The sequence below is a fragment of the Streptomyces sp. NPDC087906 genome, assembly GCF_055584925.1.
In genome coordinates this window covers 172,640-196,461 of the sequence record NZ_JBVJLC010000011.1, presented here as the reverse complement: position 1 = coordinate 196,461, position 23,822 = coordinate 172,640, and the positions used below count along the sequence as shown (strand labels likewise).

23 protein-coding genes are annotated in these 23,822 nt (G+C 69.6%); 14 read left to right on the top strand and 9 right to left on the bottom strand.

The genetic code is table 11. The features are described 5' to 3' along the window. Nucleotides 1–52 precede the first annotated feature (52 nt). Nucleotides 53–364, top strand: a complete 312-nt coding sequence (locus ACZ63I_RS27915; RefSeq protein WP_469341885.1) for a chaplin family protein — start codon at nt 53–55, stop codon at nt 362–364. Continuing rightward, the gene (locus ACZ63I_RS27910; RefSeq protein WP_469341884.1) at nt 357–1,688 is read left to right on the top strand and encodes a tetratricopeptide repeat protein; all 1,332 of its coding nucleotides are present in this window, start codon (nt 357–359) and stop codon (nt 1,686–1,688) included. The genes ACZ63I_RS27915 and ACZ63I_RS27910 overlap by 8 nt, the downstream gene beginning before the upstream one ends. Before the next feature lie 54 nt (nt 1,689–1,742). Here the strand turns inward: ACZ63I_RS27910 and ACZ63I_RS27905 are convergent, their stop codons facing one another. Further along, entirely contained in the window at nt 1,743–2,450 is a 708-nt protein-coding gene (locus tag ACZ63I_RS27905) for a hypothetical protein (RefSeq protein ID WP_469341882.1), read from the bottom strand. Nucleotides 2,451–2,568: 118 nt separating this feature from the next. On the opposite strand from ACZ63I_RS27905, the gene ACZ63I_RS27900 reads away from it, so the two are divergent. Continuing rightward, the gene (locus ACZ63I_RS27900; RefSeq protein ID WP_469341881.1) at nt 2,569–3,219 is read left to right on the top strand and encodes a TetR/AcrR family transcriptional regulator; all 651 of its coding nucleotides are present in this window, start codon (nt 2,569–2,571) and stop codon (nt 3,217–3,219) included. Nucleotides 3,220–3,227: 8 nt separating this feature from the next. On the opposite strand, the gene ACZ63I_RS27895 is transcribed toward ACZ63I_RS27900, so the two are convergent. After that, nucleotides 3,228–4,241, bottom strand: coding sequence for an NAD(P)-dependent oxidoreductase (locus ACZ63I_RS27895; protein WP_469341880.1), 1,014 nt, complete (start codon nt 4,239–4,241; stop codon nt 3,228–3,230). An 80-nt stretch (nt 4,242–4,321) separates the two neighbouring features. Between ACZ63I_RS27895 and ACZ63I_RS27890 the strand changes: the two genes are divergently transcribed. Continuing rightward, the gene (locus ACZ63I_RS27890) at nt 4,322–6,934 is read left to right on the top strand and encodes a PA14 domain-containing protein (RefSeq protein ID WP_469341879.1); all 2,613 of its coding nucleotides are present in this window, start codon (nt 4,322–4,324) and stop codon (nt 6,932–6,934) included. Between the two features lie 99 nt (nt 6,935–7,033). Here the strand turns inward: ACZ63I_RS27890 and ACZ63I_RS27885 are convergent, their stop codons facing one another. The 3 genes from ACZ63I_RS27885 to ACZ63I_RS27875 are packed head-to-tail and all read right to left on the bottom strand — an operon-like array spanning nt 7,034 to nt 8,800. Continuing rightward, on the bottom strand, nt 7,034–7,330 hold the full coding sequence (locus ACZ63I_RS27885; protein ID WP_469341877.1) for a hypothetical protein: 297 nt from the start codon (nt 7,328–7,330) through the stop codon (nt 7,034–7,036). 23 nt (nt 7,331–7,353) lie between these two features. Continuing rightward, entirely contained in the window at nt 7,354–8,178 is an 825-nt protein-coding gene (locus ACZ63I_RS27880; RefSeq protein ID WP_469341876.1) for a M15 family metallopeptidase, read from the bottom strand. 49 nt (nt 8,179–8,227) lie between these two features. Next, nucleotides 8,228–8,800, bottom strand: coding sequence for an SMI1/KNR4 family protein (locus ACZ63I_RS27875; RefSeq protein ID WP_469341874.1), 573 nt, complete (start codon nt 8,798–8,800; stop codon nt 8,228–8,230). Between the two features lie 139 nt (nt 8,801–8,939). Between ACZ63I_RS27875 and ACZ63I_RS27870 the strand changes: the two genes are divergently transcribed. From ACZ63I_RS27870 to ACZ63I_RS27845, 6 genes are all read left to right on the top strand, one after another. Continuing rightward, nucleotides 8,940–10,778: a glycoside hydrolase family 97 protein gene (locus tag ACZ63I_RS27870; protein WP_469341872.1), complete on the top strand. Its 1,839-nt coding sequence runs from the start codon at nt 8,940–8,942 to the stop codon at nt 10,776–10,778. A gap of 273 nt (nt 10,779–11,051) precedes the next feature. Then, the gene (locus tag ACZ63I_RS27865; protein WP_469341871.1) at nt 11,052–12,641 is read left to right on the top strand and encodes an MDR family MFS transporter; all 1,590 of its coding nucleotides are present in this window, start codon (nt 11,052–11,054) and stop codon (nt 12,639–12,641) included. 77 nt (nt 12,642–12,718) lie between these two features. Next, a complete protein-coding gene (locus tag ACZ63I_RS27860; RefSeq protein ID WP_469341870.1) occupies nt 12,719–13,324 on the top strand; it encodes a response regulator transcription factor in 606 nt (201 codons plus the stop codon). Nucleotides 13,325–13,462: 138 nt separating this feature from the next. Beyond that, nucleotides 13,463–14,689 carry a sensor histidine kinase gene (locus tag ACZ63I_RS27855; protein ID WP_469341869.1) on the top strand — a complete coding sequence of 409 codons (1,227 nt, stop codon included), beginning with the start codon at nt 13,463–13,465 and terminating at the stop codon, nt 14,687–14,689. Between the two features lie 391 nt (nt 14,690–15,080). Further along, nucleotides 15,081–16,127: a sodium:calcium antiporter gene (locus ACZ63I_RS27850; RefSeq protein ID WP_469341867.1), complete on the top strand. Its 1,047-nt coding sequence runs from the start codon at nt 15,081–15,083 to the stop codon at nt 16,125–16,127. 185 nt (nt 16,128–16,312) lie between these two features. Further along, entirely contained in the window at nt 16,313–17,860 is a 1,548-nt protein-coding gene (locus ACZ63I_RS27845) for an LCP family protein (RefSeq protein ID WP_469341866.1), read from the top strand. Nucleotides 17,861–17,871: 11 nt separating this feature from the next. Here the strand turns inward: ACZ63I_RS27845 and ACZ63I_RS27840 are convergent, their stop codons facing one another. Then, nucleotides 17,872–18,348, bottom strand: coding sequence for a MarR family winged helix-turn-helix transcriptional regulator (locus ACZ63I_RS27840; protein WP_469341865.1), 477 nt, complete (start codon nt 18,346–18,348; stop codon nt 17,872–17,874). 151 nt (nt 18,349–18,499) lie between these two features. Here ACZ63I_RS27840 and ACZ63I_RS27835 point away from each other — a divergent pair, with 151 nt between their 5' ends. From ACZ63I_RS27835 to ACZ63I_RS27820, 4 genes are all read left to right on the top strand, one after another. Continuing rightward, nucleotides 18,500–18,694 (top strand): ferredoxin, encoded by a 195-nt coding sequence (locus ACZ63I_RS27835; RefSeq protein ID WP_469341864.1) that lies wholly within the window; start codon nt 18,500–18,502, stop codon nt 18,692–18,694. Between the two features lie 66 nt (nt 18,695–18,760). Further along, nucleotides 18,761–19,993 carry a cytochrome P450 gene (locus ACZ63I_RS27830; protein ID WP_469341863.1) on the top strand — a complete coding sequence of 411 codons (1,233 nt, stop codon included), beginning with the start codon at nt 18,761–18,763 and terminating at the stop codon, nt 19,991–19,993. A gap of 65 nt (nt 19,994–20,058) precedes the next feature. After that, a complete protein-coding gene (locus ACZ63I_RS27825) occupies nt 20,059–21,261 on the top strand; it encodes an NAD(P)/FAD-dependent oxidoreductase (protein ID WP_469341861.1) in 1,203 nt (400 codons plus the stop codon). An 821-nt stretch (nt 21,262–22,082) separates the two neighbouring features. Further along, entirely contained in the window at nt 22,083–22,421 is a 339-nt protein-coding gene (locus tag ACZ63I_RS27820) for a helix-turn-helix domain-containing protein (RefSeq protein WP_469341859.1), read from the top strand. Between the two features lie 101 nt (nt 22,422–22,522). On the opposite strand, the gene ACZ63I_RS27815 is transcribed toward ACZ63I_RS27820, so the two are convergent. The 3 genes from ACZ63I_RS27815 to ACZ63I_RS27805 form a co-directional block, all read right to left on the bottom strand. After that, the gene (locus ACZ63I_RS27815) at nt 22,523–22,834 is read right to left on the bottom strand and encodes an SCO5918 family protein (RefSeq protein ID WP_469341857.1); all 312 of its coding nucleotides are present in this window, start codon (nt 22,832–22,834) and stop codon (nt 22,523–22,525) included. 53 nt (nt 22,835–22,887) lie between these two features. Further along, the gene (locus tag ACZ63I_RS27810) at nt 22,888–23,130 is read right to left on the bottom strand and encodes a hypothetical protein (RefSeq protein ID WP_469341856.1); all 243 of its coding nucleotides are present in this window, start codon (nt 23,128–23,130) and stop codon (nt 22,888–22,890) included. A gap of 305 nt (nt 23,131–23,435) precedes the next feature. Next, nucleotides 23,436–23,639 carry a cold-shock protein gene (locus tag ACZ63I_RS27805; protein WP_469341855.1) on the bottom strand — a complete coding sequence of 68 codons (204 nt, stop codon included), beginning with the start codon at nt 23,637–23,639 and terminating at the stop codon, nt 23,436–23,438. Between the last annotated feature and the right edge of the window lie 183 nt (nt 23,640–23,822).

Below are 23,822 nucleotides of genomic sequence, written 5' to 3'. Positions count from 1 at the left end.
GTTGGGGGAGTGCGGACAGGGCCGGTCCGGTCCAGGACGAAGGAGGAACCTGATGGGTGTGGAGACGACGCGTGGCGCGGGCGGCAGTGCGGGGCGCGTGGGTGCGCGGGCCGCGATGCTGGGCGCGGTGGCCGGGGTGGCGCTGCTTCCGGCCGGGCCCGCTCAGGCGAATGTCGTCGGGGTCGGGAACGCGGCGCTCGGCAACACCTGCGCCGCCCACGACGACGCCAGGGCCGAGGGCGCCACGGTGACGGGCAGCGGACTCGCGAACGGCAACCAGACCGGCTTGCCGCTGAGTCTGCCGCGTAACCACTGCGGCAACAGCGGGATCATCTGCACGGCCGTGTTCATGTCCAGTGTGTGAGCAGGGCGCCGAGCAGCGGGTGACCGGCGGGACAGCGGTGAATGGGACGGCGCTGAGGGGGACGGCGGAAGACGCGCCGCTGGCCGAGCGGCCGTTGGCGGAGCGGGCCGTGGCGGCGCTGCTGGCCCTGAGCGGGCGGACGCTGCCGCTGCTGCGCGAGTGGGTCGGCTCGGAACCGGACTGCGGTGTGGCGCGGGCGCTGCTCGCGCTGGCGGCCGGCGGGCACTGGGACGACGCCGTACTGAAAGAGCAGTTGGTGATCGCGCACCGGGACGCGCGGGCCGCGGGCGAGCGGGAGGCGAGCCTGGTCTACGGGGTGTTCCTCCACACCCACCGGCAATACCGGCTCACGGCCGATCACTTGGCGGGGCACTTCGACCGCTGGCCCACCGACGAGCAGGCCGGCCTCATGCTGGGTGCGTTCTCCGCCTGCGAAGACGCCGACCACCGCGCGCAGGGCGATGCCCTGATGGAGCGTCAGGCCGAGCTGGCAGGGCCGGGAAACTGGCCGTGGGTGAGCTGGCTGGCCTCGACCAGGGCGGAGCAGGGCCGGGCGCGCGAGGCGCACGAACTGGCAGAGCGGGCCCTGGCCCTCAATCCCCGCGCCGGTGTGGCGGCGCACGCCCTCGCCCACGCCGAGCACGAGCTGGGCACCGGCCCGGCCGGCATCCGCTTCCTGGACGACTGGCTTGCCCCGGACCCGCACGCCGTCCAGGCACGGCACTTGAACTGGCACGCCGCACTGCACTCCATCGCCTGCGGTGACTTCGCCGACGCGCGCCGACGGGCCGACACGGCACTGGTGCGTACGGACGTCGGCATGCGGGCCGCCACGAACTGGCGCCTGCTCCTGGCAGGTCAGTCGCCGGCCGGCCGCAGCGACCCGGACCACATCCGGGAACTGCTCGCCGCGCCGGGCGGGACGGCGGAGATCTTCCACACCTTCAACCTCGCCCTGGCGCTGGCCGTGGAGAGCGCGACGGAGGACCTGCACCTGCTGTCCCGCCGGGCGTCGGCCGACGAACGTGCCGACTACCGCGATGTCCTGGCTCCGGTGGTCCAGGCACTGGCGGAGATCACAGCGGGACGCCCGCGCGCGGCGGCGGACCTGCTGAGCGGCCTGGGTGAGAAGGCCGAACGGATCGGGGGAGTTCGGGTGGAGCGCGAGATCATCCAGGACACCCGCGCCCGCGCCCTCGTCGACGCGGGCGAACACGCCCGCGCGGCCGAGCTGTTGCACCACCGCACCGGCACCCGCCGCCACCACACGTACGAAACCCTGCTCCTCACCGCACCGGCTCCGGCCCCCACCGGCTCCCGCTGATACATCGCCAACGTCGGCCTCGTCCGGCACGGTTCGCGAACGCGCCAAGCTCGCTCAAGCCGCCGCGGCGACGATCCAGTTCCTGAACTCGACCGCGTAGTGCCGCAGATGGTGCTCCAGGACCTCCTGCGGGCAGGACGTCGGCACGTAGACCGTCAGACTCGCGGTGAAGCCGTCCGGGGTGTCGCCGAACTGGGTCAGGGCCCGTCCGACGACCGTGCCGTCGGAGAGGAAGAGGTTCGACGACATCTTGTGCGGAAACTCTTCCTCCGGGAGGAGTTCGGGCGCGTCCGCCGCCCATGCCATCGCGTCCGTTCCCCAGCCGCCCATGAAGAACGAGCAGACGTGGGGGCCGATGTTCTCCACCACGTTGAACGAGCCGTCCGCCTCCGGGGCCATCACATAGTGCTCGGGGTGCGCAGCGAGGAGTGCCTTCTCGTCGCCCGCGAAGGCGCCGTCCATCCAGGCCAGGAACGCGCCCGCGGTGAGACCTCGTGTCGTGAGCACTGTCGTGCCCGCCGTGAAACCGCCGTCGGAGGCGCGGGCGCTGTCGCGCAGGAAGGCGTTGCCTTCCTCGATGTCGGCCGCCAGGAGGTCGAGCAGGCCCTGGCGCCCCAGCCGCGTCCTGAACCGGTCCAGGGCGCGGCGGGCGTAGAACAGCTCGAAGTCGTCGATGCTCCCGGCGCCGGTCGGCCCTGACGTGAGCGTCACGGTCACGGGCGCGGCGGGGGCGGGGGCGGGGGCGGTGCGGCTGTCGGTCATGGTCGGTCCCCTCGCTAGAATGCGAACATGAATTCACATTCGCATTTTGAGCGTACCCGGAGGTGTCCGCGACTTGTCTAGAACACCTGCCGATACCGCCGCCGATACGATGCGTGACATGACCGACGAGCCGAACAGCGCGGCGCCCTACCGGCAGCCCCGGCAGGCCCGCAGCGCCGCGACGCTCGCGCGCGTCCTGCGGGCGGCCGAGGACATCGCCTCCTCGTCCGGCCTGGAAGAGATGACGATGACCGGCGTCGCGGAGCGGGCCGGCGTCGCTGTCGGCTCGATCTACCGCCGCTTCGAGGGCAAGGAGCAGTTGATCGCCGCCCTCACGGAGCGGATGCTGGAGCGGCGCGAGGAGTACGTCGCGGAGCGACTGCGCACGGCCGAACCGTCACTCGCCGGCGTCATGGACGCCTATGCCCACGCGCTGCTGCGGTCCTTCGCCGACCACAGCAACCTCTTCCCCGAACTGCTGCGGGCGCGGGGAGCCGGTGCGCTGGACCGCGGAGCCCGCACGATCACCGAGATCCACCGCCTGCTGCTCGAAGCGGCGGCCCCGTACATCCACGAGATCCGCCGCTCCGACCCGGAAGCGGCCCTGGACACCGCCGCCCGCGCCGTCCTCGGCGCCTGCTTCCACAACTCCGTACGCCCCGATCCCGTCACCGGCGAGGCGGCCCTGAGCCAATACGCCGGCGAACTCGGCGACATGGCGCTGGCGTACCTCCGCACCCCCGGCCGCCGCCGCACCGCGCGCACCTGAACCGAAGCTCAACCCGCTCCACCGGCCTGCGGTTTCCTCGCGTGGTCGACGGCCGCGAGGTCGTCCTGGCCGTGCCCGGCCGCAGCGGTCGCGTCCAGACGGTCGCGGACGGCTTGGAGCAGCGGGCTGGGGGCGGCAGCCGCCGAGGCCAAGTCGAGGTCCTTGAGGGCGAGTCGGACCGCGAATCCGGGTGCGTACGACGCGTCGTCCATGGCGTCGATCTTCTGCAGCTCGTACGGCATCGCGAGCGGACCCGCCCCCAGGACCCGGACGAATGTCGCATGGTCGACGCCGAGCGCGTCGCACAACGCGAGGACGTCGCTCATGGCGACCGTGGACGCCGCCATCCACGCGTTGACCGCGAGCTTGACGGCGCTGCCTTCGACCCCCGTCCCCACGTGCTGCACGGACGAGCCGAGCGCGTCGAGGACGGGGCGCGCCCGCGCGAGGACGTCCTGCCGGCCGGCCACGAGCCAGACGAGCTTGCCCTGCCGAGCGGGAGCGGTGCTCCCCGAAACCGGTGCGTCGAGGTAGTCGGCGCCGTGATCGCGGGCTGTCCTGGCGAGGTCGGCGGCGCTCTGCGGCCCCACCGTGCTCGCCTGCACCCAGACGGTGCCGGCGCCCAGCAGAGGGAGCGCGTCCGACATGACCGCGGACACGGCGTCACCGTCACGGAGCACGGTGATGACGACGGCGGCGCCCGACACCGCGTCGCCCACGCCTGCCACCGCCGTGACGCCGACAGCGTGCTCGGCCGCCGCACGGGCCCGTTCCTCCGTACGGTTCCACAGCCGCACCTCATGGCCGCTCTCGCCGAGCCGCCGCGCCATCGCCGCGCCGAGCGCGCCCGCGCCGAGAACAGCGACGGTGCTGGTGTCCGACATGGCCGCTCCCTTGCTCCGCTCTCGCCTTCCCCCGTCCATCGTCCGCCGGGACTCCGAGTTTTTCCTGGCGGGGGAACGCGTGCGCGGCGTTCGCCCGGTCAAGGTCGGCACGACTCTGGACAGCCTGCCCGGTGGCATGTTGTCATGCAACGGCCACTGTTTCCAACGTTGTACTGACTGTTGGTAATCGAGAGCCGCATCTCAGTCAAGGAGAATTCGTGCGCACCAAACGACTCAGAGGCAAACTGGCCATGCTTCTGGCCGCAGGGCTCGGCCTCGCCGTACTGTCCGTGCCGCCGTCGGCCGGGGCCGCAGGAGCCGCCGAAGACCCCGCAGGAGCACACGGTCTCAAGGGCGAGTACTTCACCCAGTCCGCCCCGGGCGCCTTCGACTTCGGTGAGCTGAAGGCCACCGGATTCGACCCGAACATCGACTTCGGCAGCCTCGACTCCCGGCTGCAGACCGCCACCGGCCAGGCCGACAACGCCAGCGTGCGCTGGACGGGCGAGATCGTGCCCGAGGAGACCGGTGCGACGACCTTCTCCGTCATCGGCGACAACGGCTTCCGGCTCTGGGTCGACGGCAAGCTGGCCATCGACCACTGGGTGGACGACTGGGAGGTGGAACAGACCTCCCAGCCGGTCGAGTTGACGGCAGGGAAGGCCTACGACATCAAGGTCGAGTACTTCGAGCACACCGGCGGATCCAACCTCCATCTGCGCTGGACCGAACCCGGCCGGCAGAAGGAAGCGATCCCTTCCTCCGCGTTCCGCATCCCCGCCGACTGGGACTACGACGGAGCCATCTCCACCACCGTCCTCAAGGACGGCCGCAGCCTCAAACTCGACTTCGCACAGCCCCTCGCGGCCCCGCCGAACGGTCTCGTGGATCATCTGCAGGCCGTCATCGGCGGCGCCAAGTGGCCGCTCGGCACGGTCAAGGCCGACCCCGCGGACCCGCGCTCCCTCGTCGTCGGACTCAAGGAACCCGTCGTCGGCAAGAAGGGCGGCGGCGCCACCGGCCAGGCCGACCTCACGTATGACGGCAACGGCGGCCTGACCGGCTCGGACGGCGCCGCCGTCGGGCAGTTCTGGAGCAGCGGCCCGAACGGCTCCGAGTACGAGCTGCGCACCAAGTGGGCCGACGAGGTGGGGCCGAAGAACGCCCACCCCGAGTACCCGCGGCCCCAACTCACCCGCGACGACTGGCAGAACCTCAACGGCCAGTGGCAGTTCGCCGCCGCCCGGCCCGGCGACAAGCCCCCCGTCGGCAAGCAGCTCGCCGAGAAGATCCTCGTGCCGTACCCGGTCGAGTCCCAGCTCTCCGGCATCGAACGCCACGAGGACCGGATGTGGTACCGCCGCACCTTCACCGTGCCCAAGGACTGGAAGGTCGGCAAGGGCAAGCATCTCCAGCTCAACTTCGGAGCTGTCGACTGGCAGGCCGACGTGTACGTCAACGGCAAGGCCGTCGCCCAACACAAGGGCGGTTACGACAAGTTCAGCGCCGACATCACCAAAGCGCTGAAGCCGGGCCGTACCCAGGAGCTGATCGTCGGCGTCTACGACCCGACCGACGCCGCGGACGGCGAGAACCCGCCCGTCGGGAAGCAGCGCCTCGACCCCAGCGGCATCTGGTACACCCCGTCCTCCGGCATCTGGCAGACCGTGTGGCTGGAGCCGGTGGCCGCCACGCACGCCGCCGACCTCAAGATCACCCCGGACGTCCCGGCCGGCCGCGCGAGCGTCGAGGTCAAGGGCGTAGCGGACGGTGTGCCGGTCACGGCAACCGCCTATGACGGCAAGCGGAAGATCGCGACCGTCACCGGACGCACGGGCGCACCGGTCAGTCTGAAGATCAACAAGGCCCATCTCTGGTCCCCGGACGACCCGTTCCTCTACACGCTCAAGGTGCGCGTCGGGCAGGACCAGGTGGGCAGTTACTTCGGGATGCGCTCCATCGCCGTCGAAAACGTGAACGGCACCCCGCGTACCGTACTCAACGGCAAGCCCGTCTTCATGATGGCCACGCTCGACCAGGGCTTCTGGCCGGACGGCCTGCACACCGCGCCGACCGACGAGGCCCTGGCCTACGACCTCAAGGCGCACAAGCAGATGGGCTTCAACTCCGTCCGCAAGCACATCAAGGTGGAACCCGATCGCTGGTTCTACTGGGCGGACAAGCTGGGCCTGCTGGTCTGGCAGGACATGCCGGCCATGAGCGCCGAGCCGGACACGGCCGCGCGCGCCGAGTACGAGCGCGAGCTGAAGACCATGATCGACCAGCACAGCAGCCACCCCTCGGTGGTCATGTGGGTCACCTTCAACGAGGGCTGGGGCCAGTACGACGTGGGCCGCATCGCCGAACAGGCCAAGGCCTGGGACCCGACACGGCTGGTCAACAACATGTCGGGGCTCAACCTGGGCGCTGACGGCGGGACCGGCGACATCATGGACGAGCACGGCTATCCGAGTCCCGCCCTGCCGCCCCACCCCGACGGCAAGCGCGCCCTGGTGAGCGGTGAGTACGGCGGACTCGGACTCGCCGTCCCCGGGCACGCCTGGGCGGTGCAGCAGTCGTACGTGGACGTCGACCCCGCGGCCTACACGGACGACTACCTGGCGCGGCTCGCCGAGGTGCACCAGTTGGCGTGCCAGGGCAGCAACGGCGCTGTGTACACGCAGATCTCGGATGTGGAGGGCGAACTCAACGGCCTGGTGACCTACGACCGGAAGATCGTCAAGCCCGATGTGAAACGGCTGAAGGCGGCGCAGGACGCGCTGATCCACGACGCGTCGCAGGCGACCGTGGCCGGCTGCTCCGGCAGTTGACCAGGTAGGCGAACGGCCCCCTCCCCGGTCAGGACCATGGGGAGGGGGCCGTTGCCGTGCCCGGTCGGACGCCTGTCCCGGCCAGGGGCGCCGGGCCGGTCAGCAGCCGTCGTCCCCCATGACGCGCCGGCGGGCTTCGAGCCGGCCCGCGTAGCGGTCCGCGCGGTTGTGCGCCCTGTTCATCTGCCCCGACTCCCTTTTGGCCGCACGCCCGTTGGGCCCCGAGCAGCAGGTCTCGCCGAACCACGAATAGGCCCAGCGGCAGCGGGTTTCCGACTCCTCCCGCGTGGGGCGCGGCGGCAGATCACACGTGCCGTGGCGGTGGTCGTGGAGCGGACGGGGCTGGTGCTCGGCGCAGCGCACCCACAACGGCTTTGTCTTGTCCGTATGGGACATCTCGTTCCTTCCGGAACCAGGCTCTAGTCGGTCAGCGAATCCCGGGACACCGGGAAGTCGAAGTAGTCGGAGGGGAAAGTTTCCGGCGAATAGGTGAAGTGCCACCATTCCTCGGCGAGATTGACGAATCCGAGGGATTCCAGGGCGTTCTTCAGCCGCAGTCGGTTGGCCCGCTGGGTGCCGACGATGCGGGGATCAAGCGTATGGGCCAGGGTGTCGAAGCAATCGTAACCCGTCCCCATGTCGATGGAGTTGTCCGGGAATCGCTTCTTGGCCGGCGCGTAGCAGGGAACAAGGGGCTCACCCGGCACATAGGGGCGGGTGGTGGCCGCCGGCAGTTTCACCAGGGTGAGATCCACCGTACTTCCCCTGCTGTGCCCGGACTTGGCCGCGATGTATCCGTCGGTGAAGAGGTCGGTCTTCTCCACCCGTGGATAGAACTCGCCCTTCATCAGCTCGTCGTCCAGATCCTCGGCCCAGCTCACGAACCCGTCGACGGCCCGCTGCGGCCGGTAGCAGTCGTACACCTTCAGCGTGTAGCCCTGCGCGAGGAACGTCCGCTGCGCCTTCGCCAGAGCCTGCGCGGCCGGGGCGGTGAGGATGCACAGCGGCTCTTCGTAGCCGTTGATCCTCTTGCCGGTGAAGTTGTGCGGGGTGTTGTACCGGATTTCTTGCGGAATGGTCGGCGCCACGTCCCGCAGGGCAACGAATTCGGGCGGGGCGGTAACGTCCGCCGTGGCCGTGGCCACGGCCTGGGCCGTTACGGGTGCGCTCACCGCCGTGGTGAGCACGGCCGAGAGGATGGCTAACGCGGTCGTGAGGCGCCGGAAGGCGGTGTTGATGATCACGGCTGACCACTGAACCCCATGCCGTGCCGAAAGACAATGCCGGCCCTTGTCATATCTCGTCCTTGCTCTCGTGGAACAGCTCGGCAAAGCTCGGATACTCCTCGACCGTCCCGTACTTGGGCGCGAACTCGTGGGCGGTCCACTCGCCGTCCGCCCCGATCTCGGTGGGATCGAGCAGCCAGAGATCCTCGCCAGTGGCGATCAGCAGGGCGCGTCGGAACAAGTCGGCGAAGCTGACGAGATCCTCGTCCTCCTCGGACTCCTCACTGGCGGCATAGAGATGGATGAAACTGTCGCCCGGCCCGGTGTTCCGCATCCAGTCGATCTCGGCACACGGACTGATCTGGTCGATCCACCCCCCAACTCCCTGCCAGCCGTCGGTGACGGCCAGGAACGCCCGCAGGCTGGGCGGGAATTGGATGCCCAGACGCTGCTCCTGGGCCGCGATGGTCTGCTCGTCCGCCGGATCGGCACCGAGCCACTGGCTCTCGATCTGCTCGTCCGTCAAGCGCGAGTGGTCCTCGTCCTCGTGGGCCTCCACGTACTCCCTGCCGTACTCGGCCAGGTAGCTGCGCCATTCCTCGACGGTTCGCGGCGCGTTTTCCGTCGGCATGTCCGCCATGTCAATGCTCCTCTTCATCGGTGCCGGCGCGTGGACAGGGACCGGAGTTGTCATGCCCCTTGCAAGCGACCCGGAAGTGCGTGTGAAATCGTTTGGAAATGTTCGATGTTGCTGCTGGCTTCTGGAACCAAGGGGACTTATGCGTGCACGAACACCCGTACTGCTTGGTGCTGTGCTGACCGCCGCCATGGCGGGCAGCGTACTTGCTCCACCTGCGCAGGCCGACGACCAGTCCTGGACCGTCGCCCTGGACGGCGCGGATCCGACCGCCACCCTCAGCCTGGACGGCGAGGGGAAGCTCTCCCTCGGCGTGCAGCTCGACGGACGTACCGTGCTGGACCCGGGAGCCGTGGGGATCGTCACCGACGAAGGCGATCTCACCTCCGGACTCAGATTCGTGAGCAAGACGGACACGCCGGTGCACGAGGACTACACCACCACCGTCGGCAAACGCAGGCAACGGACCGTGGACCAGGCGGAGTCCCGGTTCACCTTCGAGAACGCGGACGGCGCCGCACTCGACGTGGTGGTGCGCGCCGCGGCCGACGGCGTCGCCTACCGCTATGTGGTGCCCGACACCGCGGGCGACGGTGTGAAGGTCACGAAGGAGGCGTCCGCCTTCGAGCTGCCCGACAACGCCTCGGCCTGGATCAATACGTGGTCGAACGGCAACTACGAGGCTGCCCACCAGTCGCTCTCGGCCGCCGGCGCCGCCGACGGCGACTACGCCTACCCGGCGCTGTTCCGCACGCAGGGGACGGGAGTTGACGGAGACTACGCGCTGCTGAGCGAGTCGGACGTGACCGGCAGCTACGACGGCAGCCACCTCGCGCACACCGCGGGCACGGGTGAGTACCGTGTCGCGCTCGCCGACGACGAGATCAACTCGCCCGGACCGCTGAGCACTCCGTGGCGGACCGTGACGACCGGCGATCTGGCAACCGTCACGGAATCCACCCTCAACGACGACGTCGCTCCGCCCTCGCGGGTCGACGACGTCTCCTGGATCAAGCCGGGCAAGGTGGCCTGGTCCTGGATGGACGGCGGCCAGGAGGCCCAACGCAGCCTGGCGAAGCAGAAGTCCATGGTGGACTACGCGGCCGAGCACCACTGGGAGTACACGCTCGTCGACGACGGCTGGAACACCACCGACTGGATGCCGGAGCTGACCGCGTACGCCGAGGAGCGCGGGGTCAAGATCCTGCTGTGGATGAACTACGCCGACGTGGACACCGCCGACGAGCAGAAGGCGGTGTTCGACCAACTCGCCGAGTGGGGCGTGGTCGGGGTGAAGATCGACTTCATGGACTCGGACCAGCAGGTCCGCTACCAGTGGTACGACGGCATCCTCCAGGAGACCGCCGCCCGCCACCTGCTCGTCGACTTCCACGGATCGACCATCCCGCACGGCATCCAGCGGACCTGGCCGCAGGTCATGTCGATGGAGGCCGTCCACGGCGCCGAGCAGTTGAACGTGACGGCGGCCAATGTCTCGGTGCTGCCCTACACCCGCAATGTGGTCGGGTCGATGGACTTCACCCCGATGGACTTCCAGACCGGCAAGATCCCGGTGTCCGACGCCGCCGAACTGGCGCTCTCGGTGGTCTACGAGTCCGGCTTCCAGAACTTCGCGGGCTCGCTCGACGAGTACCGCGAGCGCCCGGAGCTGGAGCGGTTCCTCGCGGACGTGCCCACGGCCTGGGACGAGACGCGGCTCGTGTCCGGCGACCCCGGCAAGGAGACCACGATCGCCCGCCGCGACGGCGACCGGTGGTTCCTGGGCAGTGTGACCGCCGGCGACGCCCGCACCGAACAGGTGCCGCTCACGTTCCTGGGCGACGGGACGTACACCCTCGACGTCGTGCGGGACGGCCCGGACGGACTGGTGCGGGAGAGCCACGAGGTGACGGCACAGGACACCCTGACGGTCGACGTCCCGGCCAACGGCGGCTTCGCCGCGGTCGCCGCCAAGGGCTGAGTCCTCCCGGGGCCTGGCCGCCACGGCGGCCAGGCCCCCTCCGGGGGCTTCGTCGCCGCCCCGCAGCCTGCCCGTGACACCCGTCGTGGCACCCGTCGTGGCACCCGTCGTGGCACCCGTCGGGGCACACCGGTGACAAACGTCGTGGGCGCGGCGGGAGCCCGGCGAGCAGGCTGAGAGCAAGCCCGCAGCGGTAGCGCGCCGCGGGTGCGGGAGGGCCGGCATGTCCGGTCGACGGGTCAGCCGGGCAGCACACTTGAAAAGGGACGGACCATGCCGGAGACGGGAACGGTGGAGTTGGGGCAGGGGCCGTCCGGTACGGGCGGCGAGGACGACGTCGTACTCGCGCGCTTCTTCTGGCTCGGCATCGGCGGGCTGATGCTCGGCATGTTCCTCGCCATGCTCGACAGCCTCATCATCGCCACCTCGCTGCCCACGATCGTCGGTGACCTGGGCGGCCTCGACCACCTCTCCTGGGTCGTCACCGCCTACCTGCTGGCGACGGCCGCGACCACGGCCGTCTGGGGAAAGCTCGGCGACCTCTACGGCCGCAAGCGCGTCTTCCTGCTGTCGATCGTCCTCTTCCTCGCAGGCTCGGTCCTGTCCGGGCTGGCCCAGGACATGGGCCGGCTCATCGGCTTCCGCGCGCTGCAAGGACTCGGCGGCGGCGGGCTGATGGTCGGCGCGCAGGCGATCATCGGCGAACTGGTGCCGCCGCGCAAGAGCGGAAAAATCCAGGCGATGACGGCCGTCATGATGCCGACCGCCTTCGTCGGCGGCCCGCTCGTCGGCGGCTTCCTCACCGACACCTTCGGCTGGCGCTGGGTGTTCTACGTCAACATCCCGATCGGCGCCCTGGCGCTGCTGACCACCGGTCTCTTCCTCCACACCGCCGCACCGACCGTCCGGGCGAAGATCGACTACCTGGGCACCGGACTCCTGACAGCCTGCATCGTCGCCCTCACCCTGCTGACGAGCTGGGCCGGTTCGGAGTACGGCTGGGCCTCGGTGCAGATCATCGGTCTCGCGGTCGTCTCCGTCGCCGCGCTGATCGCCTTCGGCTACGTCCAACGGCGGGTGGCGGAACCGCTCATGCCGCCGCGGATGTTCCGCGACCGGAACTTCGTCATCGCCCAGGCGCTCTCGTTCCTCGGCGGCGCCGCGATGTTCACCGCCACCAACTTCCTTCCCCAGTACACCCAGTACGCCCGCGGCGTCTCGTCCACCACCGGCGGTCTGCTGCTCGTCCCGATGATGCTGGGCATGGTCGACATGATGGTCGTCGCCGCCATCCTGGTCACCAGGACCGGCAAGTACCGGATCTACCCGATCATCGGCGGCGCGCTGGTCACCGTCGGCATGCTGCTCCTGCTGCTGCTCGACGCCGGCACCAACACCCTTGTCGGCTCACTGCTCACCGCGGTGATCGGCCTCGGTGTGGGCTGCCTCGTCCAGAACACCGTGGTGATCACCATGAACAGTGTGGAGATCCGCGACATGGGGGCGGGCACCGGCGCGAACACCCTCGCCCGCCTCATCGGCGGCTCGCTCGGCGTGGCGCTGCTGGGTTCCCTGTTCGGCAACTCCCTGGAGGACACCCTCGCCGACCGGCTCGGATCCGGCGGTACGGGTACGGACGGCGGCGCGTCCGGGGACCTGACGCCGGAGCTGCTGCGCAAGCTGCCGCAGACGGTCCAGGACGCCTTCGGCGACGCGGTGACCGACGGGCTGCACGTCGTCGCGATCGGCGGCGCGGTGGTGGGCGTACTGACCTTCGCGGTCGCGTGGTTCATCCGCGAGGTGCCGCTGCGCGACACCAACACGACGTCCGGGACGGCACCAACGTCCCGGGCAGTACGCTGAGTCCGCCCGTACTCCCCATACTCCCCGTAGCCGCGTACCCGTACAGCCCGTACAGCCCGTCGGAGGAGCACACACGCGTGATCAGGGTTCTGCTCGCCGACGATCAGGCGCTGGTGCGCGGTGCACTCGCCTCGATGCTCCGCCTGGAACCCGACATCGAGGTCGTCGCCGAGGTCGGCAGCGGGGACGACGTCGTGCCCGCAGCGCTGCGTACCCGACCCGACGTGGCGCTGATGGACGTCCAGATGCCGGGCAAGGACGGTCTGAGCGCGGCGGCCGACCTCGGCCGGCAGTTTCCGGCCTGCAAGGTCGTCATCTGCACGACGTTCGGCAGGCCCGGATATCTGACCCGGGCCATGGCGGCGGGCGCCGTCGGGTTCGTCGTCAAGGACGCGCCCCCCGAACACCTCGTCGACGCGGTACGGAGGGCTGCGGCCGGGCTGCGGGTCATAGACCCCGGCCTCGCGTCGGAAGCCCTTCACTCGGGCACCAGCCCCCTCACGGTGCGGGAGCGGCAGGTGCTCGCCCAGGCACTCGACGGGGGCACGGTCACCGACATCGCACGGGCGCTGCACCTGGCCGAGGGGACCGTGCGCAACCACGTCTCCTCGGCCATGGCCAAGACCACCGCCAGGACCCGCGCGGAGGCGGCTCGCATCGCGGAGGACCGAGGCTGGCTCTGACGTGCCCCCTCCGAGGCCACCGCCTCCCCGTACGACCGAGCGCCCCTGCACCGTCGGCGCTCAGGCCACGGGCGGGGGCACAATGACGCGTGACAGGCACCATGGGTATGAACTCCCGGAAAGCCGCGGTGGACGCGCGTGAACACTGATGCGACGCGCTTCGGGTCCTGGCAGTGGCCCGTCGAGGGCCAAGGCGAGGGAGGGCGGCCGCAGTCCCGGTTGGTGCGGCTGCGGGGCCACCTGGTGGTGGTGTTCCTCATCGTCGTACTGCCTCTGGCCACCGTGGACATGGACGGCGGGCCCACCGGGGTCCGCTGGGCTCTGCTGGCGCTGGATCTCGCGCTCTACGCGGCGAGTTTCCTCGTCATCACGCGGGTGGGGCAGCGCAGTTCGCGGTGGATCCGGTCCCTGCTGGTGGGCTGGCTCCTGCTGGTGGGCTCGTTCCTGCCGGTCATCACCGGAGACGTCACGACACTGGTGAATCTCGCCTACGCGATCGTGGCGGCTGTCGTACTGCTGCCGGCCCAGGCGAGCCGACTGGTCGGGCTGGGCGTTGCGTTGGCCCAGGTGGTGGCGACCCGGCTGGCCGTCGGCCGGGTGGACTGGAACGGTACGTGGCTGCTCGTGCTGCTGACGTTGTCGTTGTCGTCGCTGTTCCTGCTCACCCGTGTTGTCTCGCAGTTGAGCGCCGCCCGCGCGGTCATCGCCCACCAGTCGGTCATGGACGAGCGGAACCGGCTGGCCAGGGATCTGCACGATGTGCTGGGGCACACGGTCGCCACGATCGCGCTCAAGGGCGGTGTGGCACGCAGGATCCTGGAGGTCGCCGGGGACCGGGGGGCCGGGGAAAGCGACGTCAACGACTCGCTGCGGACCGAGGTCCGGGACATCGAGGAGCTGGCCCGCAAGGCGATGCAGGAGATCCGCAGCACGGTCCTCGACACGCGACTGGTCTCCCTGGACGACGAGTTGGCGAACGCTGCACTGGCACTGCGCGCCGCAGGGATCTCCGCCTCACTCCCCGAGACGGGTGACATCGTCCGTGTCGAGCTGCGTGACGTGTTCGCCCACGTACTCCGTGAAGGCGTGACCAATGTGCTCAAGCACAGCGGGGCGCGGAGTTGCGCCGTACGGTTCGGCGCGGCGTGGCTCGAAATCGAGGACGACGGCCGGGGGAAGCTCTTCGGCATGGAGACCTGGGCGGAAACGGGCGGCGGCTACGGCCTGTTGGGCCTCGCCGAGCGGTTGCGCGCTGTCGGGGGCAGCCTCACGTCGGGCCGGGCGCGCACGGGCGGCTTCCTGCTGCGTGCCGAGGCGCAGGACGAGGAGGCCGTCTCGACGGAAGCCCGCCGGACGGACGCCTGACGCCCCCGATATCTGCCGTCCGCCCCGACCCCGCCGACGTCAGGTGGGGGGCGAGTGTGCCGTGACGGTGCGGGCCGGTGCCGGGGCCGGGGCGCGGTCGAGGTCGTGCGTGGGTTGCCGGGGCTGCCGGGGTTGCCGGGGGTTGCTGGCGCGAGTCCGGACCTGTGTAGAGTGAGCGGCTGCGAAGGGGAGTAGCCCCGCAAACCGGTCGTCGACATGCTGGAACCCTTGCGGTTCCCGGTGGCCGGGCCCGTGCAGATTCTGCCGGGCGGGCGAGACCTTCGGTTCCTTGTCGATGACGTACGCGCATCGCTGGGGCCGAGGTCGAACGCCGGAACCCTCCCCGCGCGTCTTCCCAGCTCCCGCGGTGCGGGAAAGCTGGACAGTCAGCGTGATCCATTTCGTGTTGCTGCTCGTGTGCGCGGTGGCGATCTATCTCTCGTGCGAGTGGTTCGTCAACGCCGTCGAGTGGCTCGGGCAGCGGCTGAACGTCGGGAAGATGGCCGTCGGTACGATCCTGGCGGCTTTCGGTACCGCCCTGCCCGAGTCCGTGGTGACGCTGGTGGCCGTGACCACCGGCGGTACGGAGGAAGCCAAGAACATCGGTGTCGGCGCCGCCATGGGCGGGCCGCTCGCCCTGGCGACCGTCGCCTACGGCGTCACAGGCGCGATGCTGCTGCTCAAGCGCCGCAAGGAAAAGGCCGAAGTCCTCGCTCTCACCGGTATGCCGGAGAGCCGCCCCGCCGGTGAGGCGCTGGGCGACGCGAAGGACATGCGGCGGCTGGCCAAGGACCAGAAGTGGTTTCTGCCGATCTTCGTCGTCAAGGTCGCGCTCGGGCTGGTCGCCTTCGCCTTCAAGCCGGTCCTGGGGCTGCTGTTCTTCGCCGCTTACGGCGTCTACTTCTGGCGCGAGATCCGCGGCGGCGGTGACGGGGACGAGGACGACGAGGAACTGGAGCCGCTGAAGCTCCAACGCACGGCGGCCTCACCGGCGACCTGGGCCGTCGTGGCGCAGACCCTGGCCACCTTGGTGGTGATCTTCTTCGCCTCCCAGCTCTTCGTGAAGCAACTCGACGCGATCGGCCCGATGCTGGGCCTGTCCGCCGCGGTCACGGCCCTGCTGCTGTCGCCCGTCGCGACCGAGCTGCCGGAGATCATGAACGCGATCATCTGGGTGCGCCAGGGCAAGACGAAACTCGCCCTGGCCAACATCTCCGGCGCCATGATGATCCAGGCCACCGTCCCCAGCGGCCTCGGACTGCTCTTCACCACCTGGAAGTTCGACGGCGCCCTCATCTGGGCCGGTCTGATCACCATGGCCGCGATCGTCTACCTGCTGCTGACCATGCGCGCGCACCGGCTCACCCCGGCTCGTCTCACGGTGGCGGCCGGGTTCTACGTCGTCTTCGGCATCGGCCTCGTACCGATCCTCGGCTGACCCGCCCGCGCCCCGGCGGCAGCCTCCCGCACCTCCCGCCGGCCTCCCACCGGCCTCCCGCCGGCCTGCCGCCGGCACCCGGCCGTCCCCGCGCCGTCGTGTCCGGCACGGAGAGCGGCCCCGAGCATCAGCGGGACACGAGCACCGCGCCCGTACACCGGGGCGCCCGGACGATTGCGTGACTCATGACCGATCAGCACCCCACGCCTGACGCACCCCCGCCCGCCCCGACCGCCCCGCCCGCTCCCGGTGGCCGCGCGGCCCAGCGGCAGTCCCGTGACCGGGCCCGACGCCGCGGGCGCAGCCGGAAGAAGCTGTTCCTGGCGGTCGCCGCCTCGGTGATCGTCCTCGCCGTGGCCGCAGGGGGCGCGGTGTACCTGCGGCTGAACGGGAACATCGACACGTTCGACGGCAAGGGCCTCAGCCACCAGAGGCCCCAGGACACTCCTGGGGACGCCCAGAACATCCTGCTCATCGGCTCCGACAGCCGCTCCGGCGACAACGCGAAACTCGGCGGCGGCACCGACGCCGTCGGCCGCTCCGACACCACGATCCTGCTCCATGTCTACGCCGACCACCGCCACGCCGTGGGCGTCTCGATACCGCGCGACTCCCTCGTCGACATCCCGCCCTGCCGACTGCCCGACGGCACATGGACCGACACCCAGCACAACACCATGTTCAACGCCGCGTTCTCGCTGGGCAGCACGGCGGCGGGCAACCCGGCCTGCACCCAGAACGCCGTCGAAGCCCTCACCGGTCTGCGCGTCGACCACACCGTGGTCGTCAACTTCGCCGGTTTCGCCGCCATGACCGACGCGGTCGGCGGCGTACCGGTATGCCTGCCCAAGGACATCTACCAGAAAGACCTCAGCCCCAGCCGCCTCACCCAGGGCAAACTCCTGTACCACGAGGGCGAACAGGAGGTCTCGGGGAAAGCGGCCCTGGACTATGTGCGGCTGCGGCACGGCATCGGGGACGGCTCCGACATCGGCCGCACCAAACGCCAGCAGGCGTTCATCTCCAGCCTCATCACCCAGGTCAAGAAGAAGGGCTTCAGCCCCACCACACTGCTTCCGCTCGCGAACGCCGCCACCGAGTCCCTCACCGTCGACCCCGGCCTCGGCTCGGCGCAGAAGCTCCTGTCGTTCGCCATGTCGCTGAAGAACATCGACCTGGCCAACATCCAGTTCCTCACCGCCCCTTGGCGCTACGACGGGGCCCGCGTCGCCCTTGTCCATCCGGACGTCGACAACCTCTGGGCCACCCTCAAGGACGACCGCACCCTCGACGGCCGCACCACCGGCCAGAAGAAACCGGACTCGCCCGCAGCCACCGCAGGAACGGCCCCCGTGGACGGGGCGGGCATCTCCGTCGCCGTGTACAACGGCACCGCCACCAACGGCCTCGCCGGCCGCGCCACCACCCTGCTGCGCGACCACCACTTCACCGTCACCGGCACCGCCACCGCCCGCACCCAGGACCACGCCACCACCGTCGTCCAGTACGGCACCGGACTCGAAGCCCAGGCCCGGACCCTCGCCCGGCTGTTCCCGGGCGCCCAACTCCAGTCAGTCGCAGGCGTCCAACTCAACCTCGTCACCGGCCTGGACTACGCCGACGCCCCCGCCGCCTCCGCCCCACCCGCGACACCGGCGCCCTTGCCCACCCGCGTCTCCGGCCAGGCGCGCTCCGCCGACCACAACCTCTGCTCCGACCTCTCCTACGGATGACCGTCCGCCCGTCAGCCGTCCGGGTCGCTCCGCTCGCGGTGGCCGGTGATCCGGCGGAGCACGTTGGCCGCCGCGTCGATTTCCTCGGCGGACACATCCACGAAGCTCTCCTCCAGCAGCCGCTGGAAGGCGCTGTCGAAGCGCAGCAGGGTGTCCTCGCCCCGCCGGGTGGGCACCACCCGCTGCACCCTTCGGTCGCCCGTCTCCAGCACCCGTTCCACCAGGCCCTGCTCCGCCAACTCCTTGACCTGCCGGGTCACATGGGGATGGCGTACGTCCAGCCGGTCGGCCAGTTCACCCACCCGCAGCGGCCGCCCCTCCCGCACCAGGACGCGCAGCAGCGCGAGCCCCGGCCGGTCGATCGGCATGCCCGCCATGGCGACCAGCCGATCGTGGGCGCGCGTTCGCGTCAGGCTGTAGGCGAGCGCACTCAACACCGAACGCAACTCGGCGATGCTGCCGGCCCGGGATCCAGGGGTTTTCTCCACGCAGGCATCATGCCGAACCGGCACACGGTTTCAGCCAATCGCGGCCAGGAAACTCAAGGCCCGGTTGCACCGTACTTTCGCAGGATGTATCACGTACTTAAGTTACGTAACCTCTTGGCGATACCCCCACGAGTCGCACATGGAGCTCCGAATGCGTATCGAAATCGACGAAGACAAGTGCTGCGCCGCAGGTCAGTGCGTGCTGGCGGCTGACGATCTGTTCGATCAGCGGGACGAGGACGGCGTCGTCGTACTGCTCGACGCCGCTCCCGACGCCGGCGCGCTGGACCGGGCCCGCGAGGCGGCGGCGCTGTGTCCCGCGGCCGCCATCGAGGTCCGCACCTGATCCCGCTCGGAACGGCTGAACGCACCACTCAACGGCACACCCCCACCTCTGTCTGGAGTACGCGTCATGACCGAGACGGCCACCCCCGGGACCACCGTTCCCGACTTCCCCTTCGCCCGCGCCGCCGGCTGCCCCTTCGACCCGCCGCCGCAGTACGCGGCGCTGCGCGAGGCCGAGCCCGTCACCCCCGTACGGATCTGGAACGGACAGACCGCCTGGCTGGTCACCCGGTACGCGGACCAGCGGGCCATCCTCTCCGACCCCCGCTTCAGCGCCGACTCGACCCGGCCCGGACACCCCTCGCAGAGCGCGGGCATCAAGGTGCGGCGCGAGTCGGCCGAACTGCCCTTCATCGTCAAGGACGATCCCGAACACAACCAGATCCGCCGCATGTTCACCGCGCACTTCTCCGTCAAGCGCGTGGCGGCCATGGTGCCCAGGCTCCAGCAGATCATCGACGGGCTGCTGGACGACATGGCGGCGGCGGGCCCGCCGGCCGACCTGGTCGAGGACTTCGCGCTGCCGATGCCCTCCCTGGTCATCAGCGAACTGCTCGGCGTGCCGTCCGGGGACCGCGGCATCTTCCAGCGCACGGCCCGCCGGCTCATCAGGCTGCACGCCACCGCCGAAGAGGTGCTGGCGGCCAACGACGAACTCAGCGCCTACCTCGGCGATCTCATCGACACCAAGGAGAAGACCCCGGCCGACGACCTGCTCAGTACGCTGATCAAGGAGCGGGTACGCACCGGTGAACTCACCAAGGACCAACTGGTCCAGAACGCGATCCTGTTGCTCATCGCCGGCCACGAGACCACGGCGAACATGACGGCCCTCGGCACCCTGGCCCTGCTGCACAACCCGGAGCAGCTCGCCGCCGTACGCGACTCCGACGACCCCGCCCGTATCGCGGGCGCCGTCGAGGAGTTGCTGCGCTACCTCACCATCGTGCACACCGGACGCCGCCGCGTCGCGATCGAGGACGTGGACGTCGCGGGCACTCTCGTACGGGCGGGCGAGGGCGTCATCCTGGTGAACGACTCGGCCAACCGCGACCCGGAGTTGTTCGCCGATGCGGACCGCCTGGACATCGACCGGCCCGGCGTGCGGCGGCACATGGCCTTCGGCCACGGCACCCACCAGTGCCTGGGGCAGAACCTGGCCCGGATGGAGCTGCAACTCGCCTACCCGGCGCTGCTCAAGCGCTTCCCGAACCTCCACACGACGGTTCCCGATGAGGAGATCAGGTTCAAGGACGACATGCTCGTCTACGGCGTCCACGGACTGCCCGTAGCCTGGTAGCCCGAGGAGCCCGCCTCGCCGGCCCCACGACAACGCCGCTTCCCCCACAAGCCGGACAGGACACCATGAGCAACGTGGAACACCCTGAAAGCGTCGTCGTCGTGGGCGCCTCGGCCGCCGGACTCGGTACGGCCGAAGCGCTGCGCCGCGGGGGTTTCGCCGGCCCCCTCACCCTCGTCGGCGACGAGCTCCACCCGCCGTACGACCGGCCGCCCCTCTCCAAGCAACTCCTCGCAGGGGCCTGGGAGTCCGAGCGGCTGCATCTGCGCAGCGCCGACCATCTCACCGGCCTCGGGCTCGATCTGCGCCTGGGAGTACGGGCGAGCGCCCTGGACGCCGGCCGCCGCGAGGTGAAACTGAGCGACGGCACCGACCTCGGCTACCACGCCCTGGTGATCGCGACCGGCGTACGCGCGCGCCGGCTTCCCGGCACCGACGGTGTGTCCGGAGTCCACACACTGCGCACCATGGACGACGCGCTCGCACTGCGCACCTCGCTGCGCCCCGGCGCGCGCCTCGCCGTCGTCGGCGCCGGATTCATCGGCGCCGAGGCCGCTGCCGTGGCGAGCGAGGCGGGCAGCGACGTCACCTTGATCAGCGACATCCCCCAGCCGCTGTCCGACGTTCTCGGCCCTGAGCTGGGCGCGATGCTCACCCGCACCCACGCCGCCCACGGTGTGCGGGTCGAAACGGGGGTGAGCGTCAAGGCGGTCACCACCCGGGACGGGGCCGCCACCGGTGTCGAACTCTCCGACGGCAGAACCGTGGCCGCCGATGTGGTCCTGGTCGGGATCGGCACCCTGCCCAACACCGAGTGGCTGCGGGACAGCGGACTCCCGCTCGGCAACGGTGTCGAGTGCGACGCCCGCCTCAACGCGGCGGCCGGGATCTGGGCGGCGGGCGACGTGGCCTCCTGGCCGGACCCGGTGACGGGACTGCGGCGCCGTATCGAGCACCGTACCAACGCAGCGGAACAGGGACTGGCCGTGGCCCGCAACATCCTGGCGGGCGAGGCGGCCACCGACTTCAGCACCGTCCCGTACATCTGGTCCGACCAGTACGACCTCAAGATCCAGATGTACGGCATGACCCGCGGCGCCGAGCACGTACGCATAGTGGAGGGCAGCGTGGACGACAGGGCGCTCGTCGCGCTCTACGGCACGGCGGGCAGCGTCCGAGGTGTCGTGGCGATCAACATGGCCCGCGCCGCCCGCACCTACCGACGGCTCGTCGCCGAGGGCGCGCCCTGGCCGCAGACCGTGGCCTGACCGCTCCTGCCCGCCTGTGCGGCGGTCTTCCTCGGGCAGACCCTGTCCCACGGAGAGCGAGGCAGGTTACCTCAGCCTCGGACAACGAAAAATCTATCCCGGCTGGAGTAGACATTGATGGGGGGCGTGGTTATGGTTTCTCTCGTAGCCGAGATCAGCAAGGCCCGGCAGGGACGAACTGCCGGGCAGTAGTGCAGGTAGTTGCAGTACGCAGAGCGGTGCGGTGGTGGAGTTTCGAAGCCAGGTTTTTGCAGGACGGCGACGGGGCTGACGACCGGACCGGGTGGCCCGCAGTCATCAGGGGCCGCCGCGAGCGGTACCGCAACGGCGGTACCCGTAGGTGCAGTTCGCAGTACCCAGCAGTGCGGGTAAGTGAGCAGCACCCCGGTGAAGGCGCCGGCTGCGGGCGCGCGCACCGGGAAGTTCGGCAGTGGGGTTCTAAGCCGGAGCAGACGCAGGAGAGGCGACGGGGCTGGCTGCCGAAGAGTGACGCTTGTGCCAGGTCACCAGCAGTACGCAGTACGAGTAGTGCGAAGTATCAGCAGTACGAAGTGAGTTGATCCAGAGGGAAGAACGGAGGAGCCAGGCGCCATCAGGATCGCCCGGACGGAGTGTTGAGTCCGGGTACCGCAGGACATCGATAGTGAGGTGGTCTCCGGTCAAGCAACCGCGATCCCCGCAAGTCCCATCCTCTCCCGGGTGGGTGTGCGGACACAGAAGGCCGGCGAGGTAGTCGGCCGGCAGATGGTGTAGCAGTTCCTTCGGGGCCTTGGTGCCGTATGGCACCAAGGCCCCTCCAGCGTGTTCCACAGAGAGGCGAGATGACAGCAGACGATTCGTTCGGCCGTCTTGACGACGACGACTACCCCGCCTACACGATGGGCCGGGCCGCCGAGATGCTCAACACCACCCAGGGCTTCCTCCGCGCCATCGGCGAAGCCCGCCTCATCACACCCCTGCGCTCCGAGGGCGGACACCGCCGCTACTCCCGCTACCAACTGCGCATCGCGGCGCGCGCCCGGGAACTCGTCGACCAGGGCACCCCGATCGAAGCCGCGTGCCGCATCGTCATCCTCGAAGACCAGCTCGAAGAAGCGAAACGCATCAACGCCGAACACCACCGCACCGCCGAAGCGTCAAAGCCGGCGGCCGGGGCTTGAGAGAGCTGAGTTCTGCCGGTTCTCCGGGCAGCTTGGTCGCCGCCCCTCAGGCGCACGACCCTGTCCGGGCGACTCGCTGAATCACCGCGTCCGCCTGTCGGTCAGGCGGTCGCAGGGGCTCCGAGCATCGCGGAAGCCTGTTGGAACGGGCTGAGGAGCCGCGTGGGGGCGGCGGTCTGGGCCGGGGCGGGGCAGGTGAAGCCGAGTTGGGCCATGGCCCGGAGGACTTCCTGGGCGCTGAAGTCACGGCGGTCCTGGCGGGTGATGACCTGCCCGACCTGCTTGACGGGGTAGGTGCGGCGGCCGATGATCACGGACCTGCCAATGACCTGCTCGGGCTTGATGCCCTTCATGGATTCCAGGACGCCGCTCCTGGTGAGGTCGAACGGGAAGCGGGCGATGACGAAGCGCATGATGCCTCACAGAAGAAGAACGGAAGGGGGTGGTTGTGCCGGGGTACGGCGGTTCAGCGGGTGGGGACGAGGACGCCCGGCAGGTTGCCTTGCCCGGCGACGACAGGCTGGGCATCGACCGGGCGGTGCGCCGTCGCCTGCTCGGCTGCGGCCAGGGGGTCGGCCGCCGTCCTGTATGCGGGGGCGGCATTCGCCGAACGGGACTGCATCTGAACCAGCGTCAAGACGTGTCTCCTGCAGAGATGGGTCAGCTTCTTGATCATGAAGACCGGGCTGGCCTTGCGTGTGGGGTTCATGCGGAATCTTCCTTGATATGGCACGTATCAAGGAATTCTCGCAGCGGAAGCTCAGCGCGGGGAATCACAAGAACGGACCGAATGAAATCTATAAGTGAAGCTGACCGGCAGTGAATTCGGTGCGGGGCAGGCCAAGAAATAGTTGACGTCATGCACATATGAAATTCAGGGCACCGGCAGGTGTGGATTCGAAGCGGCCCGAATTACGTGAGTCGGGGGCCTGCGAGTGGTGGCCGGCCCCAGAAAACTTTGCGGGAAATGTCGTGGCTGGAGCCCGCGCCCCTGCCGCGAAGTGCGCGTCAGCGTCAGATGGGAACAATGTTCTCGGCTGTCGGGCCCTTCTGGCTCGGTGCGATGTCGAAGGTGACCTTCTGGCCTTCGAGCAGCTCGTTGAAGCCCTGGGCGGCGATGTTCGAGAAGTGGGCGAACACGTCGGCGCCCCCGCCGTCCTGCTCGATGAAGCCGAAACCTTTGGCTGCGTTGAACCACGTCACGGTGCCGGACGCCATGTCATATCTCCTTTGGGGCGGTACGCCGGGACCTGCAATGTGCGGATACCGGGTCGCCGCGATGATGCCCCGCCCGCAGAATGACCGGAAATACAAAAATGCTTCCAGTGGCTGAAAATACTGACGAAGGCGCTTGGAGTTTTGAGCATCAAGATTCCAAGTGAGTACGACAGTAGCATGCGG